Annotated in this window: 15 protein-coding genes; 10 read left to right on the top strand and 5 right to left on the bottom strand. The window is 65.0% G+C overall.

Features of this window, described 5'->3' with window-relative positions:
* Positions 1-2 precede the first annotated feature (2 nt).
* The 3 genes from phnE (at position 3) to phnX (ending at position 2,937) form a co-directional block, all read left to right on the top strand.
* Positions 3-821 (top strand): phosphonate ABC transporter, permease protein PhnE, encoded by an 819-nt coding sequence (gene phnE, locus G559_RS0109065; protein ID WP_028627915.1) that lies wholly within the window; start codon positions 3-5, stop codon positions 819-821.
* Between the two features lie 167 nt (positions 822-988).
* A complete protein-coding gene (gene psrA / locus G559_RS0109060; protein ID WP_028627914.1) occupies positions 989-2,080 on the top strand; it encodes an iron-containing alcohol dehydrogenase PsrA in 1,092 nt (363 codons plus the stop codon).
* 29 nt (positions 2,081-2,109) lie between these two features.
* Positions 2,110-2,937, top strand: coding sequence for a phosphonoacetaldehyde hydrolase (gene phnX / locus G559_RS0109055; protein ID WP_028627913.1), 828 nt, complete (start codon positions 2,110-2,112; stop codon positions 2,935-2,937).
* Between the two features lie 231 nt (positions 2,938-3,168).
* Here the strand turns inward: phnX and G559_RS0109050 are convergent, their stop codons facing one another.
* A complete protein-coding gene (locus G559_RS0109050; RefSeq protein WP_028627912.1) occupies positions 3,169-3,702 on the bottom strand; it encodes an RrF2 family transcriptional regulator in 534 nt (177 codons plus the stop codon).
* 329 nt (positions 3,703-4,031) lie between these two features.
* Here G559_RS0109050 and G559_RS0109045 point away from each other — a divergent pair, with 329 nt between their 5' ends.
* The 3 genes from G559_RS0109045 to G559_RS28745 all read left to right on the top strand — a co-directional run bounded on the left by G559_RS0109045 (position 4,032) and on the right by G559_RS28745 (position 7,243).
* The gene (locus G559_RS0109045) at positions 4,032-5,234 is read left to right on the top strand and encodes an NAD(P)/FAD-dependent oxidoreductase (protein ID WP_028627911.1); all 1,203 of its coding nucleotides are present in this window, start codon (positions 4,032-4,034) and stop codon (positions 5,232-5,234) included.
* Between the two features lie 86 nt (positions 5,235-5,320).
* Positions 5,321-5,563, top strand: coding sequence for a hypothetical protein (locus G559_RS0109040; RefSeq protein ID WP_028627910.1), 243 nt, complete (start codon positions 5,321-5,323; stop codon positions 5,561-5,563).
* A gap of 150 nt (positions 5,564-5,713) precedes the next feature.
* Positions 5,714-7,243 carry a flavin-containing monooxygenase gene (locus G559_RS28745; protein ID WP_051246518.1) on the top strand — a complete coding sequence of 510 codons (1,530 nt, stop codon included), beginning with the start codon at positions 5,714-5,716 and terminating at the stop codon, positions 7,241-7,243.
* Between the two features lie 19 nt (positions 7,244-7,262).
* Here G559_RS28745 and G559_RS0109030 read toward each other — a convergent pair whose 3' ends face one another.
* Complete coding sequence (locus G559_RS0109030; RefSeq protein ID WP_028627909.1) at positions 7,263-8,165, bottom strand: LysR family transcriptional regulator; 903 nt, start codon at positions 8,163-8,165, stop codon at positions 7,263-7,265.
* A gap of 95 nt (positions 8,166-8,260) precedes the next feature.
* Between G559_RS0109030 and G559_RS28740 the strand changes: the two genes are divergently transcribed.
* From G559_RS28740 to G559_RS0109010, 3 genes are all read left to right on the top strand, one after another.
* Entirely contained in the window at positions 8,261-9,040 is a 780-nt protein-coding gene (locus tag G559_RS28740; protein WP_036997243.1) for an SDR family NAD(P)-dependent oxidoreductase, read from the top strand.
* A gap of 17 nt (positions 9,041-9,057) precedes the next feature.
* Entirely contained in the window at positions 9,058-9,816 is a 759-nt protein-coding gene (locus G559_RS0109015; RefSeq protein ID WP_028627908.1) for an SDR family NAD(P)-dependent oxidoreductase, read from the top strand.
* A gap of 317 nt (positions 9,817-10,133) precedes the next feature.
* On the top strand, positions 10,134-11,510 hold the full coding sequence (locus G559_RS0109010) for an NHL repeat-containing protein (protein ID WP_155945692.1): 1,377 nt from the start codon (positions 10,134-10,136) through the stop codon (positions 11,508-11,510).
* Positions 11,511-12,455: 945 nt separating this feature from the next.
* Here the strand turns inward: G559_RS0109010 and G559_RS0109005 are convergent.
* From G559_RS0109005 to G559_RS28735, 3 genes are all read right to left on the bottom strand, one after another.
* On the bottom strand, positions 12,456-13,634 hold the full coding sequence (locus G559_RS0109005; protein ID WP_028627906.1) for an acetyl-CoA C-acetyltransferase: 1,179 nt from the start codon (positions 13,632-13,634) through the stop codon (positions 12,456-12,458).
* 87 nt (positions 13,635-13,721) lie between these two features.
* Complete coding sequence (locus G559_RS0109000) at positions 13,722-15,494, bottom strand: acyl-CoA dehydrogenase C-terminal domain-containing protein (RefSeq protein WP_028627905.1); 1,773 nt, start codon at positions 15,492-15,494, stop codon at positions 13,722-13,724.
* The gene (locus tag G559_RS28735; protein WP_051246515.1) at positions 15,466-16,155 is read right to left on the bottom strand and encodes a TetR/AcrR family transcriptional regulator; all 690 of its coding nucleotides are present in this window, start codon (positions 16,153-16,155) and stop codon (positions 15,466-15,468) included. Before G559_RS28735 ends, G559_RS0109000 begins: the two co-directional genes overlap by 29 nt.
* A 198-nt stretch (positions 16,156-16,353) precedes the next feature.
* Between G559_RS28735 and G559_RS0108990 the strand changes: the two genes are divergently transcribed.
* Entirely contained in the window at positions 16,354-17,373 is a 1,020-nt protein-coding gene (locus tag G559_RS0108990; RefSeq protein WP_028627904.1) for an AraC family transcriptional regulator, read from the top strand.

The following is a 17,373-nucleotide window of genomic DNA, read 5'->3' as shown; positions in this document are numbered from 1 at the left end:
CCATGCAACCGCGCAATTTCATCTGGACGGTAGACCTGCCGCAAGGCCAGCGCGGCTGGCTGGGCACGGGTGCCATGGTGCTCGCTGTGGTGCTGATCCTGCACTGGAGCGCCCAGGGCGCGCAGCTCAGCCTGGGCGAACTGGCGGCAGGCCTGCCGCAGATCGGCGACTTCCTCAGCCGCACCGTACCGCCGGACTTCAGCATCCTGCCCAGGCTCGTCGCGCCCGCACTGGAAACCGTGCAGATCGCCATCTGGGGCACGCTGCTCGGCGTCTTGGCGGCCGTTCCGCTGTCGTTCCTGGCGGCCCGCAACCTGACTCGCAACCGGCTGCTCTACGGCGCTACCCGTCAGTTCCTGAACCTGACCCGCAGCATCAACGAGCTGATTCTCGCTCTGGTGTTCGTTTCCGCGGTGGGGCTGGGGCCGTTCCCCGGCGTGCTGGCCCTGGCGCTGCACGGCGTGGGCATGCTGGGCAAGTTCTTCGCCGAGAGCATCGAGGAGATCGACCAGGGGCCCATCGAAGCGCTTCAGGCGACTGGCGCAAGGCCCTTGCAGGTGATCGTCTTCGGTGTGCTGCCGCAGGTGATTACCGCCTGGATCGCGGTGGTGCTCTACCGCTTCGAGGTCAACCTGCGTTCGGCCACCGTGCTCGGCATGGTCGGCGCTGGCGGGCTGGGCTTTGAGCTGGTCAGCAGCCTGAAGCTGTTCAAGTACCCCGAAACCGCCACCTGCATCATCGTCATCACCCTGATGGTGATCATCGCCGACACGGCTTCCAGCCGCCTGCGCAACGCCATCCAGCGCGGCGCCTCCCACTGATCTGATCCTCGCAGGCCGCTGCCCGGCTCGACGCCGGCGCGGCGGGCCGCGGCCTGCGCGCCTGTATCGGTTGTACCGATGCAGACCTGCAAACAATCGACTTGAGCCGTTGTCGATGGCCACTGACTAGGTGCCCACCTTCCGACAACAAGAACAGAGGAGCCGTCATGACTGCCCGTTTTCACAATCCAGTCGATACACGCTTCGGCTGTGGCAGCCTTCGCCAGCTTGCGTCCCTCACCGAAAACCAGAAGGTCGCCCTGGTGATCTTCCCCGAGGCCCGCGCACTTGGCTTGCTGGATCGCCTGAACGTGCTGCTGGGCGAACGCCTGGTACATGTGGTTGAAGACGTCCAGCCCAACCCGGACGTCGCACAGTTGCGCGACACCTACGAGCGATTCTGGCGCGAGGCGGGTGACTGCCAGACCGTGATCGCCGTCGGCGGCGGTAGTGCCATCGACACCGCCAAGGCACTGATTGTCGGCACCGCATCCGGCAGCTTCGATGAACTGCTGACCCTGCTCGCGACGGGCCAGGCCTTTGTGCCGGCTCGGGCCAAGGCGCTGATCGCGGTGCCCACCACCGCCGGCACCGGCAGCGAAGTGACGCCTTGGGCGACCCTCTGGGATGTCGCCAACCAGAAGAAATACTCCCTGCACCTGGACTGCACTTGGCCCAAGGTGGCCATCGTCGACCCGGAGCTGATGATGACAGTGCCGGCCGGCGTCACCGTTTCCACCGGCCTGGATGCGCTGTCCCACGCCCTGGAATCGATCTGGAACCACAACGCCAATCCGATCTCCGACACCTACGCTGTCTCCGCCATCGAGGGCATTCTCGATTGCCTGCCACAGTTGCGCCTCGATCCCGGCAACAAGGAACTGCGCTCGCGCATGGCGCTGGCTGCGCTCAAGGCCGGCATGGCGTTCTCCAACACCAAGACGGCGCTGGCGCATTCCATTTCCTACGAGATGACCCTGCGCTACGGGCTGCCCCATGGCATTGCCTGCTCCTTCACCCTGCCATTGGTGCTGGGACTGGCGTGGGGGCGCGACGAAGCGCGTGATCGCACCCTGCAAGGGATGTTCGGCCCTGATCTGCACAAGGCTCAGGCGCGCCTGCGGGCGTTTCTCCACAGTCTCGACGTGAAGACCGAGTTTGGCGATTACGGCCTTTCGCCTGAGCAATCCCGGAGCATTCTCGAAACCGCTGCGCGAGGTGCCCGTGGCCGCAACTTCATTGGATCCAGCGCCGACTGATCCTGTCGTTCACTACCCGGAGACTGACCATGCACTACCAGCAACCCACCCAACTCAAAGCCGCGATCCTCGACTGGGCCGGTACCGTCGTCGACTTCGGTTCCTTCGCGCCGACCCAGATCTTCGTCGAGGCCTTCGCCGAGTTCGGCGTCGCTGTTTCCCTGGAAGAAGCCCGCGGCCCGATGGGCATGGGCAAGTGGGACCACATCCGCACCCTCTGCGACATCCCGGCGATCGGCGAGCGCTACCGTGCCGCCTTCGGCCGCCTGCCCACGGACGACGACGTCACCGCTATCTACGAGCGCTTCATGCCGCTGCAGATCGAGAAAATCGCCCTGCACTCGGCACTGATCCCCGGTGCCCTCGACGCCATCGCCACCCTGCGTGAGAAGGGCCTGAAGATCGGCTCCTGCTCCGGCTACCCGGCCGTGGTCATGAGCAAGGTGGTGGAGCTGGCGCGCCAGAACGGCTACGTCGCCGACCATGTGGTCGCCACCGACGAAGTGCCCAACGGCCGCCCGCACCCGGCCCAGGCCCTGGCCAACGTGATCGCCCTGGGCGTCGACGACGTCGCCGCCTGCGTGAAGATCGACGACACCTGGCCGGGTATCCTCGAAGGCCGCAGCGCCGGCATGTGGACCGTGGCCCTGACCTGTTCGGGCAACGCCCTCGGCCTGACCTATGAGCAATTCAAGGCCTTGCCAGCGGACAAGCTGGACCAGGAACGCGCCCGCATTGGCCAACTGTTCGAAGGCTCCCGTCCGCACTACCTGATCGACACCATCGCCGACCTGCCGGCAGTGATCGACGACATCAACCAGCGCCTGGCCCGCGGCGAGATGCCCCAGTCCTGCTGATCGGAAGCGGCGCCAGCCGGCGGGCAAGGATGCCCGCACCCGCAATGAAAAATGGGCGCCGACCTGTGGGGGCGAATTCATTCGCCAAGGAGGCCGCAGGCCTCCCGTAGAGGGCGGGCCACGTTGGTTGAAGCCCAGTGCAGCGGTGTCCGTACCCAAGCGATGGGTTTCGTTCCTCTACCCATCCTACGATCTGGTCCTGCGCACGGGGATCACCGCCGTCGGGCGGACTCAGAGCGGGCCGACTTCCACCTTGCCGTCGTGGCGCTCGTTCATCCAGCGCAGTACTTGCTCGCCGAACTCGGGCGGGGCCTTGCGAGCGACGCGGCGCACCAGGTCCAGTACGGTCTGCTGGGCCAGGGCTTCTTCCATGCGCTTCTGTGCCTGCAGCATCACGGCGTGGATGGAGCAGGGGTCGGCAACCGCCCAGTTCGGTGCCGGGCATCCACTCCCGAAGATCGCGCAACGCTCGCGCACGCCACGGCACTCGAAAATCTGCTTGTCGCCATCGATGGCGCGGACGATGTCCAGCACGGTGATCTCGTCGGCCGGCCGCGCCAGGCGGAAGCCGCCGCGCACGCCTTCGGTAGCAGCCACCAGGCCGGCCTTGGCCAGGCGGGTGAATACCTTGGCCAGCAATTCCGGGGGCACGCCCTGAAGTTCGGCAAGGGCACGCACGCTCGCTTCGCGGCCGTTGCCTTTCTCGTCTGCCAGGTAGAGGAGGCAGTGAATGCCGTACTCCACGCCCGCGCTATACAACGCCATCTTTAACTCCGACTCGTTTTATCGCCTTTAATGGGGCGGTTTTTCGCACGTACCGCAATGATTGGCGCCCTGCATAGAGGCTCCAGGATTACGCCGACGCCTCGAATACTAAGCTATGCAGGGCGCATTACCCAGATTTGTTGCGACTTGAAGGTGATGATGGCGACGAGCGGCGCAGCGAGCAAGAAAAAACGCTTGCCGAAATTAACTGCGACAAATAGAGTCGCAGTTAGCCGGTGTGGTTCGGGGCGATGACCTCACAGCCCGGCATGAAGATGTCGGGCGCATCTGCCCGGAGAAACCTCACTTTTCGCCTTCTGGAGATACACATGAAACAACGCATTCTGATCGTCGGCGCCGGCTTCGGCGGTATGTGGAGCGCTCTGAGCGCAACTCGCCTGCTGGACCAGCACGGCCGCGATGACGTCGAAGTGGTAGTGCTCGCGCCCCAGGCCGAACTGCGCGTCCGTCCGCGCTTCTACGAGCCTGAGGTACACAAGATGGTGGCGCCGCTGGGCGAGCTGTTCGACGCGGTGGGTGTGACCTTCGTCCAGGGCTTTGCCGAGCGCATCGACACCGAGGGCAAGCGCGTCGGTTATCGCACCACTGCTGGTCAGTTCGCTGAGCTGGACTATGACCGTCTGGTCCTGGCTACCGGCAGCCAGGTGGTACGCCCGGCGCTGGCCGGTGTCGAACACGCTTTCGACGTCGACCAGCTCGAAGAAGCCGTGCGTCTGGAGCAACACATCCAGTCCCTGGCGGAGCGTCCGGCTTCGGTCAGTCGCAATACCGTGGTCGTGGCCGGTGGTGGCTTCACGGGGATCGAGACTGCAGCCGAAATGCCAGCCCGCCTGCGTGCTGCACTGGGTGAGAACGCCGATGTACGAGTGATCGTCGTCGACCGTGGCAGCGAGATCGGTGCTGCGCTGGGTGATGGCCCTCGTGGCGCGATCATCGAAGCCTCCGAGCAACTCGGTGTGGAGTGGCGTCTGAACAGCGCAGTGGCGTCGGTGGACGCCGGTGGCGTAACGCTGGCCAGTGGTGAGCGCATCGAGGCGGCTACCGTGGTGTGGACCGTGGGCGTACGCGCCAGCTCGCTGACCGAGCAGGTTGCCGCCGAGCGCGATGGCCAGGGCCGTCTGCACGTCGACGCGAACCTGCAGGTGCCAGGGCAGGACGGTCTGTTCGCCACCGGTGACGTGGCCCGGGCCGCTTGCGATGACCAGGGCAACTACGCACTCATGTCCTGCCAGCACGCCATCGCCCTGGGCCGCTCGGCAGGCAACAACGCGGCAGCAAGCCTGCTGGGGGTGGCGCCGATCCCCTACAGCCAGCCCAAGTACGTCACCTGCCTGGACCTGGGCGCCTGGGGTGCGGTGTTCACCGAAGGCTGGGACCGCCAGATCAAGTTAGAGAAGGCCGAAGGCAAGTCCCTCAAGCAGCAGATCAACAGCGTGTGGATCTATCCGCCGGCGGCTGATCGCGCCACCGCACTGGCCGCCGCCGACCCGCTGATCCCGGTTGTGGCCTGATACCCGCAAGTCCGATCCAACTGCCTGTGCCGCGCCGTCTCCCGACGGCGCGGCATCAGATTCTCCTTTTTCTTCCGGAGGTTGCCATGGGCCTGACGGTGATGATCACCACCCGACCGCTGGCCGCAGCATCAATCGAACAGCTGCTCGCACGCTGGTTATCGCAGGATTGCTGGACCCTGAAAGCCCGTTCGCCAGACGGGCGCTGCTGGCAACTGCAACTGGTGGCGGGGGCATGCACCGCGTCGGCGGAGCGAATGTTCGACGCAATAATGATGAGCGATTGGTTGGTGGCACTGGATTTCGACGCGCCTGACATCGTCGCCTGACCGGATACCGCAATACCAGGAGGGCGACCATCACCGCGATTCCATGCTTTTGGATAGTGCGAAGCGGAGCTTGTTGGAACCATAGTCCAGCTCTAGCCTCTAGCATGGCTTTGCCACGCATGGTCCTGACAACAAGCACAAGGAATCGCCGTGACCGCGCAATCGACCCCCTCGCAGGACATCCTCGACGTGTTGATCGTCGGTGCCGGTCTGTCCGGCATCGGCGCCGCCTGTTACCTGAAGCGGTACCAGCCGTCCAAGCGCTTCCAGGTGCTCGAGGCCCGCAACGACCTGGGTGGCACCTGGGACCTGTTCCGCTATCCGGGCATCCGCTCCGACTCCGACCTCTACACCTTCGGCTTCGAGTTCAAGCCCTGGAAGGACGAGAAGGCGATAGCCGACGCCAGCGCGATCATGAGTTACCTGCGCGAAACCGTGACCGAGCACCAGATCGACCGGCATATCCGTTACGGCCAGCGCGTGATTGCGGCGGACTGGCGCAGCGAATGCGGGTGGTGGGAAGTGCAGGTGGAAGACGCCGCCACCGGTCAGCGCAGCATCCAGCGCTGCCGCTGGCTGTTCTCGGCTGGCGGCTACTACCGCTATGACCAGGGGTTCTCCCCGGCCTTCGACGGTATCGAGCGCTTCCAGGGGCAGGTGATTCATCCGCAGCGGTGGCCGGAAAGCCTGGATTACGCCGGCAAACGGGTGCTGGTGATCGGCAGTGGCGCCACAGCCGTGACCCTGGTACCGGCCATGGCCGACAAGGCCGCCCACGTGACCATGCTGCAGCGCACCCCGAGCTATGTGATCCCGCTGCCGGCGAAGGACCCGATTGCGCTGCTGCTGCGCAAGCTGCTGCCGGAGCAGACCGCCTATTCCATCGTGCGCTACAAGAACGCCAGGGTCGCGCTGGCCTTGTGGCGGTTCTGCCAGCGCTTTCCCAACGCGGCACGGCGCATCATTCGCTTCGTCAACGCGCGCGCGCTGCCCAAGGACTATCCGGTAGACGTGCATTTCAACCCACCCTACAACCCCTGGGACCAGCGTCTGTGCGTGGTGCCGGACAGCGACCTGTTCCGGGCGCTGGGCAGCGGCAAGGCGTCCATCGTCACCGACCAGATCGACCGCTTCACCGAGCAGGGCGTGCGCCTGAAGTCCGGCGTGGTGCTGGAGGCGGACATCGTGATCACCGCCACCGGGCTCAACGTGCAGGTGTTCGGTGGTGTGCAGCTGTCCCGCGATGGCCAGCCAATCGCCTGGAACGAGACGGTGGCCTACAAGGGCATGATGCTGTCCGGCATCCCCAACTTCGCTTTCGCGGTGGGCTACACCAACGCCTCCTGGACGCTCAAGGTGAGCCTCCTGTGCGAGCACTTCTGCCGTCTGCTGGGTTACATGGATGACCACGGCCATACCGTGTGCGAACCCAAGGCGCCAGCGGGCATGCCGACCCGGCCGCTACTGGATTTTGGCGCCGGCTATGTGCAGCGCGTGCTGGCCAACCTGCCACGGCAGGGGCCGGGCATGCCCTGGGTGATGTCCATGGACTACTTCAAGGACGTGAAGCTGCTGCGCAAGGGGCCGGTGGCCGATGCCTGCCTGACGTTCTCCGCCGCGCCGGCCGAGCAGGCCGTTGCCGGGGTCGCGTCGAGCGGTGAAAGCGCGGCCTCGAAATAGCAGGGTGCTTGCGTCGTCGCTAGGCCCTTCCGGGCTCGCGCTTGAGTTGCTCGCGCATCAGTTCCAGGTAGCGCGTGGCGCCTAGGCCCAAGGGGCGGTTCTTGATCCAGACGATGTCGACCCACAGGCGCATCTGGCTGGCCATGTTGTCGAAGCGGACTTCGGCCAGTGCACCGGAGGCAACCAGCGGCTGGATCAGGGGCTGTGGCAGGTAGGCCCAGCCCAGGCCCGCCTGCACCAGGTCGAGGGTGGCCAGGTAACTGTCGGTGAGCCAGACCCGGTGCGACAGCACGATCTGCGGGTCGGAGGCCGTGGGCTCGCCGGAGGCGACGATGATCTGGCGGATAGTGGCCATCTCCGCTTCGCCCAGCGGCATGCCCTCAGTGGCGGTTGGATACCCGGGAGCGGCAACCGCGACCAGTAACTGGCTGCCGGCTTCGAGAAAGGCCTCGCGTTCATCGATCCCCGGACGCTCGAAGACCAGCGCCAGTTGCACGCTGCCCTCATGCAGCATGCGCACGGCCTCCGATTGCGAGGCGGAGCGCACCTCGATCTGCAGCGTCGGAAACTCACGGGACAGGGCTGTCAGGGGGCGGCTCCAGGCTCCGGTTTGCAGTTCCGGTGCCATGGCCACTACCAGGCGCGTTTCCAGACCTTGATGCAATTGCAGCGCGTGGGCATCCAGCAGGTTCAACTGGCTGGCCACCTGCCGGGCCTGGGGCTCGAGCGCGCGAGCGGCCGCTGTGGGAAGGGCCTTGCGGGTGGAACGGTCGAACAGTTCCAGATCCAGTTCGGCCTCCAGCTGGGATACCGCCATGCTGACGGCGGAGGGCACGCGGCCAAGCTTGCGGGCCGCGGCGGAGAAAGAGCCTGCTTCGAGGACGGCGAGGAATACTTTGAGCGATTCGCTGGTGAAAGCCATGGTGGTTGTCAGTTTTCCTGATAACTGTTGTCTTTTTCTATCAGGTCTGAACACCTAATTTCTACTCCATCGACATCAACGGTCAGGAGCGTGAAATGAACAACACAGGTTGGCAGGGGCAGGTGGCGCTGGTCAGCGGCGCGGGCAGCGAACTGGGCATCGGCATGGCGATAGCCCGCCGGCTTGGGGCCGCCGGGGCGAAATTGATCGTCACCGCGAGCAGCGCCCGAATCGCCCAGCGGGTGGCGGAACTGCGCGCGGAGGGCTTCGAGGCCGAGGGGAGGGCGGCCGACCTGACCGACGAGCAGCAGGTGCGCGACCTCGCGACCTGGGCCGAGTCCCTCTGGGGGCGCGTCGACATCCTGGTGAACAACGCCGGCATGGCCATGCAGGGCAGCCCCGAACCCTTCGCCGAGGTCGCCAGCATGGACCTCGACACCTGGAACCTCTCTATCACCCGCAACCTGACCACGGCGTTCCTGCTGACCCGCGCCGTGCTGCCGGGCATGCAGGCGCGGGGTTACGGACGCATCGTGAACATCAGTTCGACCACCGGCACCCGTGGCAGCAATCCCGGCGAAGCGGCCTACAGCGCGGCCAAGGCCGGGATGGTGGGCCTGAACATGGGCCTGGCGCTGGAAGTGGCCCGCCAGGGCATCACGGTCAACAGCGTGGCACCGGGCTGGATCGGCACTGGCTCCAGCACGGAAGCAGAAACGCACGCCGCGAGCTATGTGCCCATCGGCAGGGCGGGGCGCCCGGATGAAGTGGCGGCGGCGGTGGCCTTTCTCGCATCACCGGAAGCCAGCTACATCACCGGAGAGCTGCTGGTGGTGGATGGTGGCAACTGCCTGATCGAAAACAAGGCGCCGTGAGCGGGAGAAAAACCAGCATGAGCACTCAAGTCGTACTGATCACGGGCGCCGCTGGCGGAGTCGGCCGGGCACTGGTACAGCGATTCATCGAAGGCGGCTGGCAGGTTTTCGCCACCGACCTGGATGCACAGGGCCTGGCCCGATTGCAGGCACAGTTCCCTGCCTGCGGCACCTTCGCCGGCGATATCCGCCGACCGTCGACCTGTACGGACGCCGTTGCCGCAACGCTGTCGGCCTTCGGTCGGCTGGATGCCCTGGTCAACGCGGCCGGTGTCTGGCGCGAAGGGCCAGTGGATCGTTTCAGCGAGGAGGATTTCGATCTGGTCCTCGACGTGAACCTGAAGGCCACCTTCTTCATGTGCGCGGCGGCCATCCCGTCACTCAAGGAAAGCCAAGGTTCCATCGTCAACATCTCCAGCGACGCCGGCCGCCAGGGCAACCGCAACGCGGCAGCCTACTGCGCCAGCAAGGGCGGGGTGACCTTGCTGACCAAGACCCTGGCACTGGACCTGGCGCCATTCGGTGTGCGCTGTAATGCAGTGTCGCCGGGCGATATCGAAACGCCGATGCTGAAGTTCCAGGCCGAGCACTACGGCCAGGGCGATCCCGAGGGGTACTACCGCGAGTTGCTGGCGAAGTATCCGCAGGGTGATCGAGCCTGTTTCATCCAGCCCCAGGAGGTCGCTGAGCTGACGTATTTCCTCTGCCAGCCCGCGGCACGCTCGATCACCGGAGCGGATATGGCCATCGATCGGGGCGTTTCGGCAGGCAATTGATGGGTTGCGGGTCAATGCACTGACGTGGCCGCCGGATTTCGCCAACTATGCCCATCGATACCCCCCCCAGATTCTCCGGCCAAAAGACGGGATGGTTGCACACCCAGGTGGGAAACTATTGGACGCTTATTACCCCGGATTTCTGGAAGGTTTTGCGCGCTGTTTTATAATTGAGAGTTGGCAACCTGGAAACCTTCGTGCTGCTCGTACTGCGCTGTCGTGGCGTGCAGCTGGTGGCCGACGACACGCTTCGAGCGGTTCGGCTATATCCCATCAGCGCCGTCCAGGTCCTTTTCGCTCCTGACAGGAGAAACGCCATGACGCATATCTGCGTTCGTCCCTCGCCAGCACGACGGAATGGAATCGCGGTCGGGAAGGCGCTGTTTGCAAGCTTGGTTTTGGTCCTGCTGGTACTTGCAGAAAGGCCGGCACACGGGCAGGTCTTGCTCACCGAGACAACATGGGGTGGGACTGGAGCCGAAGTCGCAACTGCTGTCGCCACGGCCGCCGACGGCAGCGCGTACCTCGTCGGCTCGACGGATAGCTTTGCCTTCGACCAGTTCGGCCAGCCCGCGACGCGAATGTTCATCGTCAAGCTCTCGAATGGAGCGGTTGTCTGGCAGCGGATCTGGAACGGCCCGACCATCGTCGGGGTGACGGATGCGTCAGTGGCGGTCGCTGCCGACGGATCAGTTTATGTGGCCGGCATCACCGCAGACGGTGGCGGAGACGCCGTGCTGCTGAAATTCGATCCGAACGGCAACCTGCTCTGGGTGCGGGCCTGGGGCGGTACCCAGTCCGATAGTGCCGGCGCGGTGGCGACGCACAGCGACGGCTCCGTCTACGTCGCGGGCCGGACAACCAGCTTCGGCCCGAGCTCCGCCGGGGTGTTCGTCCTGAAGTTCGATCCGACGGGCACTCTTGTCTGGCAACGGCTCTGGGACAATGCCGCTGGCTTCGAGGCGATGGCTGTCTCGCCAGACGGCAGCATCTACGCGGCCAGTTCGAAACTGCGGGGAAACGATCTCTCCCAGTTCGATGTCATGGTGCTGAAGCTGACGCCAGCTGGCGACCTGGTCTGGGCACGGACGTACGGGGCAGGCGAGGTCGTGGATGCGCGCGGCGGAATGGCCGCCGCCGCGGATGGGTCCATATACACCGCTGGCGCCATCCAGGCGGCGAAGGGCGGCATCGTCGGCATCGCCGCGTTGGTCCTGAAGATCGGGTCCGATGGCAGCTTGTTGTTCGGCAAGGAATGCTGCACCAAGGGCGGCGACACCGGTGAAGGCATCGCGGTGGCGCCCGACGGCTCGGTTCTTCTCGCCGGCACGACGACGGTGTTGGGCGTCGGCTTCCAGGATGCATTCGTCGCGCGCCTGGAATCGACGGGCAAGAAGGTGACGGATGCAGCAACCTGGGGTGGCACCGGCTTCGAGACCGGCGGTGGGGTCGCGGCTGCGGCCGACAACACGGTGCGGCTTGCGGCGACGACGAGCCAGGGCCCGCCGTATTCGCTGCTGGCGGCGTCGCTGAAACTGTCCGCGCCGAAATTCACCGTCGCGACCCCTGCGGGAGCGCTCGTGGATCCGGCAGGCACGGTTTCGATTCCGCCACACGGGGCGTCCGTACCGGCCGGCAGCACGACCTACAGCGGAAACTTCGAGTCGGCACTCATATCGCTCACGCTGCCGTAACGCAGTCAGCCTCGCCAGAACGGTGCGCGCGGACGTAGCGCCCACCGGTCAATCGCTCGGCCCAATGCCGACGAGACGCCCGGCACCGGTTTGATGGCCGATTCGATGCGCGTGGTCAACTCGTCGAGGCTGACGGGATCAGAGCCGGCCACCTTGCTGCCCGTCCCGGCGATAAGGGCTATCGCGTCCGCTTAAAAGTACGCGGACACCATCGCCCTTAATGCTGGAGTTCGGAAGGTGACTTGGTTGGACGCTTAGTGCGCCAGTTAAAGCTGGCGGAGGATAGTCGATGAAAGTTCGATACTGGTAAGAAATGGCGAATCAACCCGACCCCGAGTCATGCATGCTGCACCGTGATGCTGCGTTGAAATCGACCTCAGAATGCTCATTTACAGCACGTAAACTGCGCTTCTTCGGCCGATTTCGCTTTGCCTGACCTTCGCTCGACGACTTTTCGTACAAAACCTAGTGGATTCAGGAAGGCTATCTGCCGGTACTGGCGCCAGGCTCTCGGACGACGCAGCCAGCGAAATCGGCTGTAATGGTCTCGTTTCGGGCTGCGCACAGATCACTACATACCCAGCCCAAAGAATGCACACCCGTACCCTGATGATCGCTTCGCGTCACATACCCAAGGCAGGAGCCGTATGCGGTAGTTCCGCACGTACGGATCTGTGCGGGGGGTGGCGGGTAACTGCCATCCCTACCGCGACCGTTTCGCGAGCAAGCTCGCTCCTACACGTCAGTAGCCCGGATGAGCACCAGGGAAAGTCCAACTCCGCCGCTCTTGGATTTCACCTGAGCTACGATTGGCCAGCCGCCCCCGAGACGTCCCCTTATAAGGAGCCAAAAGTAAGTCCACGTTCTACGAACGTGGATGAAGGAGTCATCGCTTCTGGATATCGACGCCGAGGGCCAGCAAAGCGCTGCCCCTTACCGGGTGCCTTAGCGCTCGACAGCCAGCGCCACACCCATGCCGCCGCCGATGCACAGGGTCGCCAGGCCCTTCTTCGCATCGCGCTTGATCATTTCGTGCAGCAGGCTCACCAGTACGCGGCAGCCGGAAGCGCCGATGGGGTGGCCCAGGGCGATGGCGCCGCCGTTGACGTTGACCTTGGCCATGTCCCAGCCCAGTTCCTGGCTGACCGACAGGGCCTGGGCGGCGAAGGCTTCGTTGGCTTCGATCAGGTCGAGGTCTTCGAGGCTCCAGCCGGCCTTTTCCAGGCAGCGGCGGGTGGCAGAAACCGGGCCGATGCCCATGATCGCCGGGTCGACGCCGGCATTGGCGTAGCCCGTGATGCGTGCCAGCACCGGCAGGCCCAGGGCTTGGGCCTTGGCCGCGCTCATCAGGACCACGGCGGCAGCGCCGTCGTTGATGGTGGAGGCATTGCCCGCGGTGACGCTGCCGTCTTTCTTGAAGGCCGGCTTGAGCTTGGCGAGGGACTCGGCAGTGGTACCGGCGCGCGGGCCTTCATCGGTGGCGAAGGCGATGGGGTCGCCCTTGCGCTGCGGGATCAGGATCGGGGTGATCTCGTCGGTGAAGCGCCCGGCTTCGATGGCGGCGACAGCCTTTTGCTGGGAGGCGGCGGCAAAGGCGTCCTGCTGGTCGCGGGTGAGGCCGTATTTTTCCACCAGGTTCTCGGCAGTCACGCCCATGTGGTAAACGTTGAAGGCGTCGGTCAGGCCGTCGTGGATCATGGTGTCCAGCGCCTTGGCATGGCCCATGCGCATGCCGGTGCGGGCTGCCGGGAGGATGTAGGGCGCCAGGCTCATGTTCTCCTGGCCACCGGCGATGATCACCTCGGCGTCGCCGCAGCGGATGGCCTGCACCCCCAGGTGCAGGGCCTTGAGGCCGGAGCCGCACAGCTTGTTCAGGGTCATGGCCGGCACTTCATGGGGCAGGCCGGCGAGGATGGCGGCCTGGCGCGCCGGGTTCTGGCCGCTGCCTGCGGTGAGGACCTGGCCGAGGATCACTTCATCCACCTGATCGCCCTTGAGGCCCGTCTGGGTCAGCAGCTGGCGGATCACGGCAGCGCCCAGTTCATGGGCGGGAATGTTCGCCAGGGCACCCTGGAAGCTGCCGATGGCGGTGCGGGTAGCGGCGACGATAACGACGTCTTGCATGCTTGAATCTCCTGAGAAAGGCGCCGGAACGACGAAATTAAAAAGGCGCGGCCCGAGTACGGCTGGGCCGCGCGACACGCTAAAGGGTCAGAACTGCTCGGCGGTGAGGCCGAAGAGTGGCTCGCTGCCGCCGCGAATGCTGGCTTCCAGGCCCAGGGTGCGTGGCAGCAGGCGGCGGAAGTAGAACTCGGCGGTGGCCAGTTTGGCGGCGTAGAAGCCTTCGTCTTCCTCGCGGCGCGCCTGGGCTACCTGGGCCATCCGCGCCCAGAGCCAGGCGTAGGCCACATGGCCGAAAAGCTGCAGGTATTCGACCGAGGCAGCGCCGACTTCATTGGGGTTGCGGGCGGCCTGGTCGAGCAGCCACTCACTGGTGCCCTCCAGGCGCTGCAGGGCTTCCAGCAGTTCGCCGGAATAGGGCGCGCCGGGCTGGCCGGCAAAGCTGCGCACCTCGGCACAGAACAGGCGCACCGCGGCGCCGCCATTGGCGACGACCTTGCGGCCCAGCAGGTCCAGGGCCTGGATGCCGTTGGTGCCTTCGTAGATCTGCGCGATGCGCACGTCGCGCACCAGTTGCTCCTGGCCCCATTCGCGGATGTAGCCATGGCCACCGAAGACCTGCTGGCCGAGCACGCAGCTGTCCAGTCCGGTGTCGGTGAAGAAGGCCTTGGCGACGGGCGTAAGCAATGCCACCAGGGCTTCGGCGCGCTGGCGTTCGTCCGCGTCGTCGGCGTACTTGGCCAGGTCCAGTTGCTGGCCGACGTAGCAGGCGAAGGCGCGACCACCCTCGGTCATGGCTTTCATGGTCAGCAGCATGCGGCGCACGTCGGGGTGCACGATGATCGGGTCAGCCGCCTTGTCCTTGGCCACTGCGCCAGTAGGTGCGCGGCTCTGGATGCGCTCGCGGGCGTAGGCGACGGCGTTCTGGTAGGAGGCGTCGGCGCAACCGATGCCCTGGATACCGATGGACAGGCGCTCGTAGTTCATCATCGTGAACATGGCCGCCAGACCTTTATTGGCCTCGCCAATCAGGTAGCCGGTGGCGCCGTCGAAGTTCATCACGCAGGTGGCCGAGGCCTTGATGCCCATCTTGTGTTCGATGGAGCCGCAGGAAACCGCGTTCTGCGCGCCGAGGGAACCGTCGGCATTGACCATGACCTTGGGCACCAGGAACAGGGAGATACCCTTGGGCCCGGCCGGGGCGTCCGGCAGTTTCGCCAGCACCAGGTGGATGATGTTCTCGGTCAGGTCCTGCTCGCCGCCGGTGATGAAGATCTTGGTGCCGGAAATGCTGTAGCTGCCATCGGCCTGGGGTTCGGCCTTGGTACGGATGATCCCCAGGTCGGTGCCGGCGTGGGGCTCGGTCAGGCACATGGAACCGGCCCAGCGGCCCTCGTACAGGGGTGGCAGGTAGGTGGATTTCAGCTCTTCGCTGGCGTGGGCGTCGATGGCCAGGCAGGCGCCCGAGGAGAGGGCGGAGTACAGGGCGAAGCTGGCATTGGCGGCGTAGAGCATCTCTTCGAACTGCACGGCGAGCATCTTGGGCATGCCCATGCCGGCATAGTCCGGGTTGCCGGAGAGGCCTACCCAGCCACCTTCGATGTAGGTGGCGTAGGCCTGTTTGAAGCCGGCCGGGGTGGTGACCACGCCGTCCTGCCATTGCGCGCCTTCCTCGTCGCCGCTGCGGTTTAGCGGGGCGATGAGCTGCCCGGTGACCTTGGCGGCTTCTTCCAGGATGGCGTCGGCGGTATCGGCGTCGACCCGCTCGGCCAGGGCGGGCAGGCGAGCCCAGATGGACGGGGCATCGAAGACTTCGTGCAGGACGAAGCGCAGATCACGAAGCGGAGCGCAATACTGGGGCATGGGAGTTACCTTGCTTTGGCACGGGTGAAGAGGATTTGAGGAAACTGATCAACTGGGACACGGCGCCGAGGATCAGGCTTTCCAGGAATGCTGAGCGCTCGGCATCGGGAAGTCCGGAGTGCTCCAGCCAGTTGGGTATTTGCTGGAAGATACCCGAGAGCGCATCGCCGGCCGCCTTGCGCCGAGCCGAGGACGGCTCGGCGGCCAGGCCGACGTCGCGCAGCCAGTATTCCTGGCAGCGCAGTTCCAGCTCGTCGATGCGCAGCTGGTGGGCAGGCGTCAGGCAATGCCGCTCCTGCATGGCGAGGCGAAAGTGCAGCGGACGGGCCCTGTGCAGTTCGATCAGTGCGGTGACCAGTTCATGCAGCCGCTCGATGCAAGGCTTGCGCGGGTTCGACCGGGACGAAACCGCGAGCAGCCCTTCGTAGTACTCCTCGATGAACTCGAACAGGAGTTCTTCCTTGCTGCTGCAGTGGTGATACAGGGAGCCGGCGGCGAGCCCGAGGTGGGTTGCCAGTTCACGCAGGCTGACCTGGCCAAAACCCTTGCAGGCGAAGAGCTCCAGGGCTTTTTCACGATTTCGCTCGAAACGCGACGCTGACGAGTTGTCGCGACGGACATCCGGCATGGCATCGTGACTCGCGGACTGTGTGAAACCCACCTTACCTCCTGCATGGGCGCTGATGCCCACCTTCCAATCAGGGTTTCGAGTCTAGGCGCGGGGAGGGCGCTGGCCTATGCCCAAACTGCGCAGCTCGGCGTGGTAGTTTTTGCCACAGGCGTGCTGTCTGGCGGACGTCAGGCTCAACTATCATGGGCGGACTTTCCGCCGGAACTATGCGGAGCATTGAGAGGCAGCATGCGGGAACAGGATTCGGTGGCGGCGTATCTCGTCCAGGCAGCACTGCACAAGCTGGAGGACGCGCCTGAGCGCAAGCGGGCGATACTCGAAGAGGCGGGCATCGACGCCCAATCGCTGGAGCTGCCGGACGCCCGCCTGCCTGCCACGGCCGTCCACAGTTTCTGGCTGGCCATGGTCCGGGAGTTGAACGACGAGTTCTTCGGGTTCGATTCCCATGGCTTGCCGCGCGGCAGCTTCGCCCTGATCTGTCGGGGCCTCATCCAGGAGCCGACCCTGGGCAAGGCGCTGTCGCAATACCTGAGGTACCTCGGGCTGTTCATTCATGACATCCGCGCCAGCCTTGAGGTGCGCAACGGCCAGGCAGTGATCAGCCTGCAGACATCGATGGCCAATCAGGCCATCAGGGGCAGCGCGGAAGAGATCTTCCTCAATATCGTTCTGGGGGTGCTTTGCTGGCTCGTTGGCCGGCGCATTCCCCTGGACCGGACCCGATTCGGCCATCCGCGTCCTTCCCACGGTTCCGATCCGCTGCTGTGGGGGCCGTTGCTGGAGTTCGACGCCGATCGCACCGAAGTGGTGTTCGATGCCGGCTACCTGGCGCTTCCCGTGGTGCAGGACCTGCCCGCGCTGAAGCACTTCCTGCGCACCTCGCCGCAATGGCTGGTGGTGCGCATACGCAACGACGAGAGCCTGGCTGCGCGGGTGTTCCGGCGCCTGCGGCAGCAGGAGGATTTCATCCCGCCGACCCTGGTCGCCCTGGCCGAGGAACTGGGAATGAATGCCACCAGCTTCCGCCGCCAACTGGAGCGTGAGGGATTCAGCTATCAGGAGATCAAGCACGAGGTGCGCCGCTCGGTGGCCTTCGAGCTGCTCAAGGGCGACCGCTTCAGCATCAGCGAAATCGCCATCATGAGCGGGTTCCAGGAGCCCAGCGCGTTCCATCGGGCCTTTCGTAGCTGGACCGGCGAGAGCCCCGGGCAGTTCAGGAAGCGTGCCCGACAGAAAGTCGAGCCCTGA

Origin of the sequence: Metapseudomonas resinovorans DSM 21078 (assembly GCF_000423545.1) — a bacterium.
GTDB lineage: Bacteria > Pseudomonadota > Gammaproteobacteria > Pseudomonadales > Pseudomonadaceae > Metapseudomonas > Metapseudomonas resinovorans.
The sequence above is the reverse complement of the archived record's forward strand: the minus strand, read 5'-3'. Positions and strand labels throughout refer to the sequence as shown.

Coding starts and splice junctions, on each gene's coding strand:
- phnE (WP_028627915.1), top strand. CDS start 3: ATGCAACCGCGCAATTTCATCTGGACGGTAGACCTGCCGCAAGGCCAG.
- psrA (WP_028627914.1), top strand. CDS start 989: ATGACTGCCCGTTTTCACAATCCAGTCGATACACGCTTCGGCTGTGGC.
- phnX (WP_028627913.1), top strand. CDS start 2,110: ATGCACTACCAGCAACCCACCCAACTCAAAGCCGCGATCCTCGACTGG.
- G559_RS0109050 (WP_028627912.1), bottom strand. CDS start 3,702: ATGGCGTTGTATAGCGCGGGCGTGGAGTACGGCATTCACTGCCTCCTC.
- G559_RS0109045 (WP_028627911.1), top strand. CDS start 4,032: ATGAAACAACGCATTCTGATCGTCGGCGCCGGCTTCGGCGGTATGTGG.
- G559_RS0109040 (WP_028627910.1), top strand. CDS start 5,321: ATGGGCCTGACGGTGATGATCACCACCCGACCGCTGGCCGCAGCATCA.
- G559_RS0109030 (WP_028627909.1), bottom strand. CDS start 8,165: ATGGCTTTCACCAGCGAATCGCTCAAAGTATTCCTCGCCGTCCTCGAA.
- G559_RS28740 (WP_036997243.1), top strand. CDS start 8,261: ATGAACAACACAGGTTGGCAGGGGCAGGTGGCGCTGGTCAGCGGCGCG.
- G559_RS0109015 (WP_028627908.1), top strand. CDS start 9,058: ATGAGCACTCAAGTCGTACTGATCACGGGCGCCGCTGGCGGAGTCGGC.
- G559_RS0109010 (WP_155945692.1), top strand. CDS start 10,134: ATGACGCATATCTGCGTTCGTCCCTCGCCAGCACGACGGAATGGAATC.
- G559_RS0109005 (WP_028627906.1), bottom strand. CDS start 13,634: ATGCAAGACGTCGTTATCGTCGCCGCTACCCGCACCGCCATCGGCAGC.
- G559_RS0109000 (WP_028627905.1), bottom strand. CDS start 15,494: ATGCCCCAGTATTGCGCTCCGCTTCGTGATCTGCGCTTCGTCCTGCAC.
- G559_RS0108990 (WP_028627904.1), top strand. CDS start 16,354: ATGCGGGAACAGGATTCGGTGGCGGCGTATCTCGTCCAGGCAGCACTG.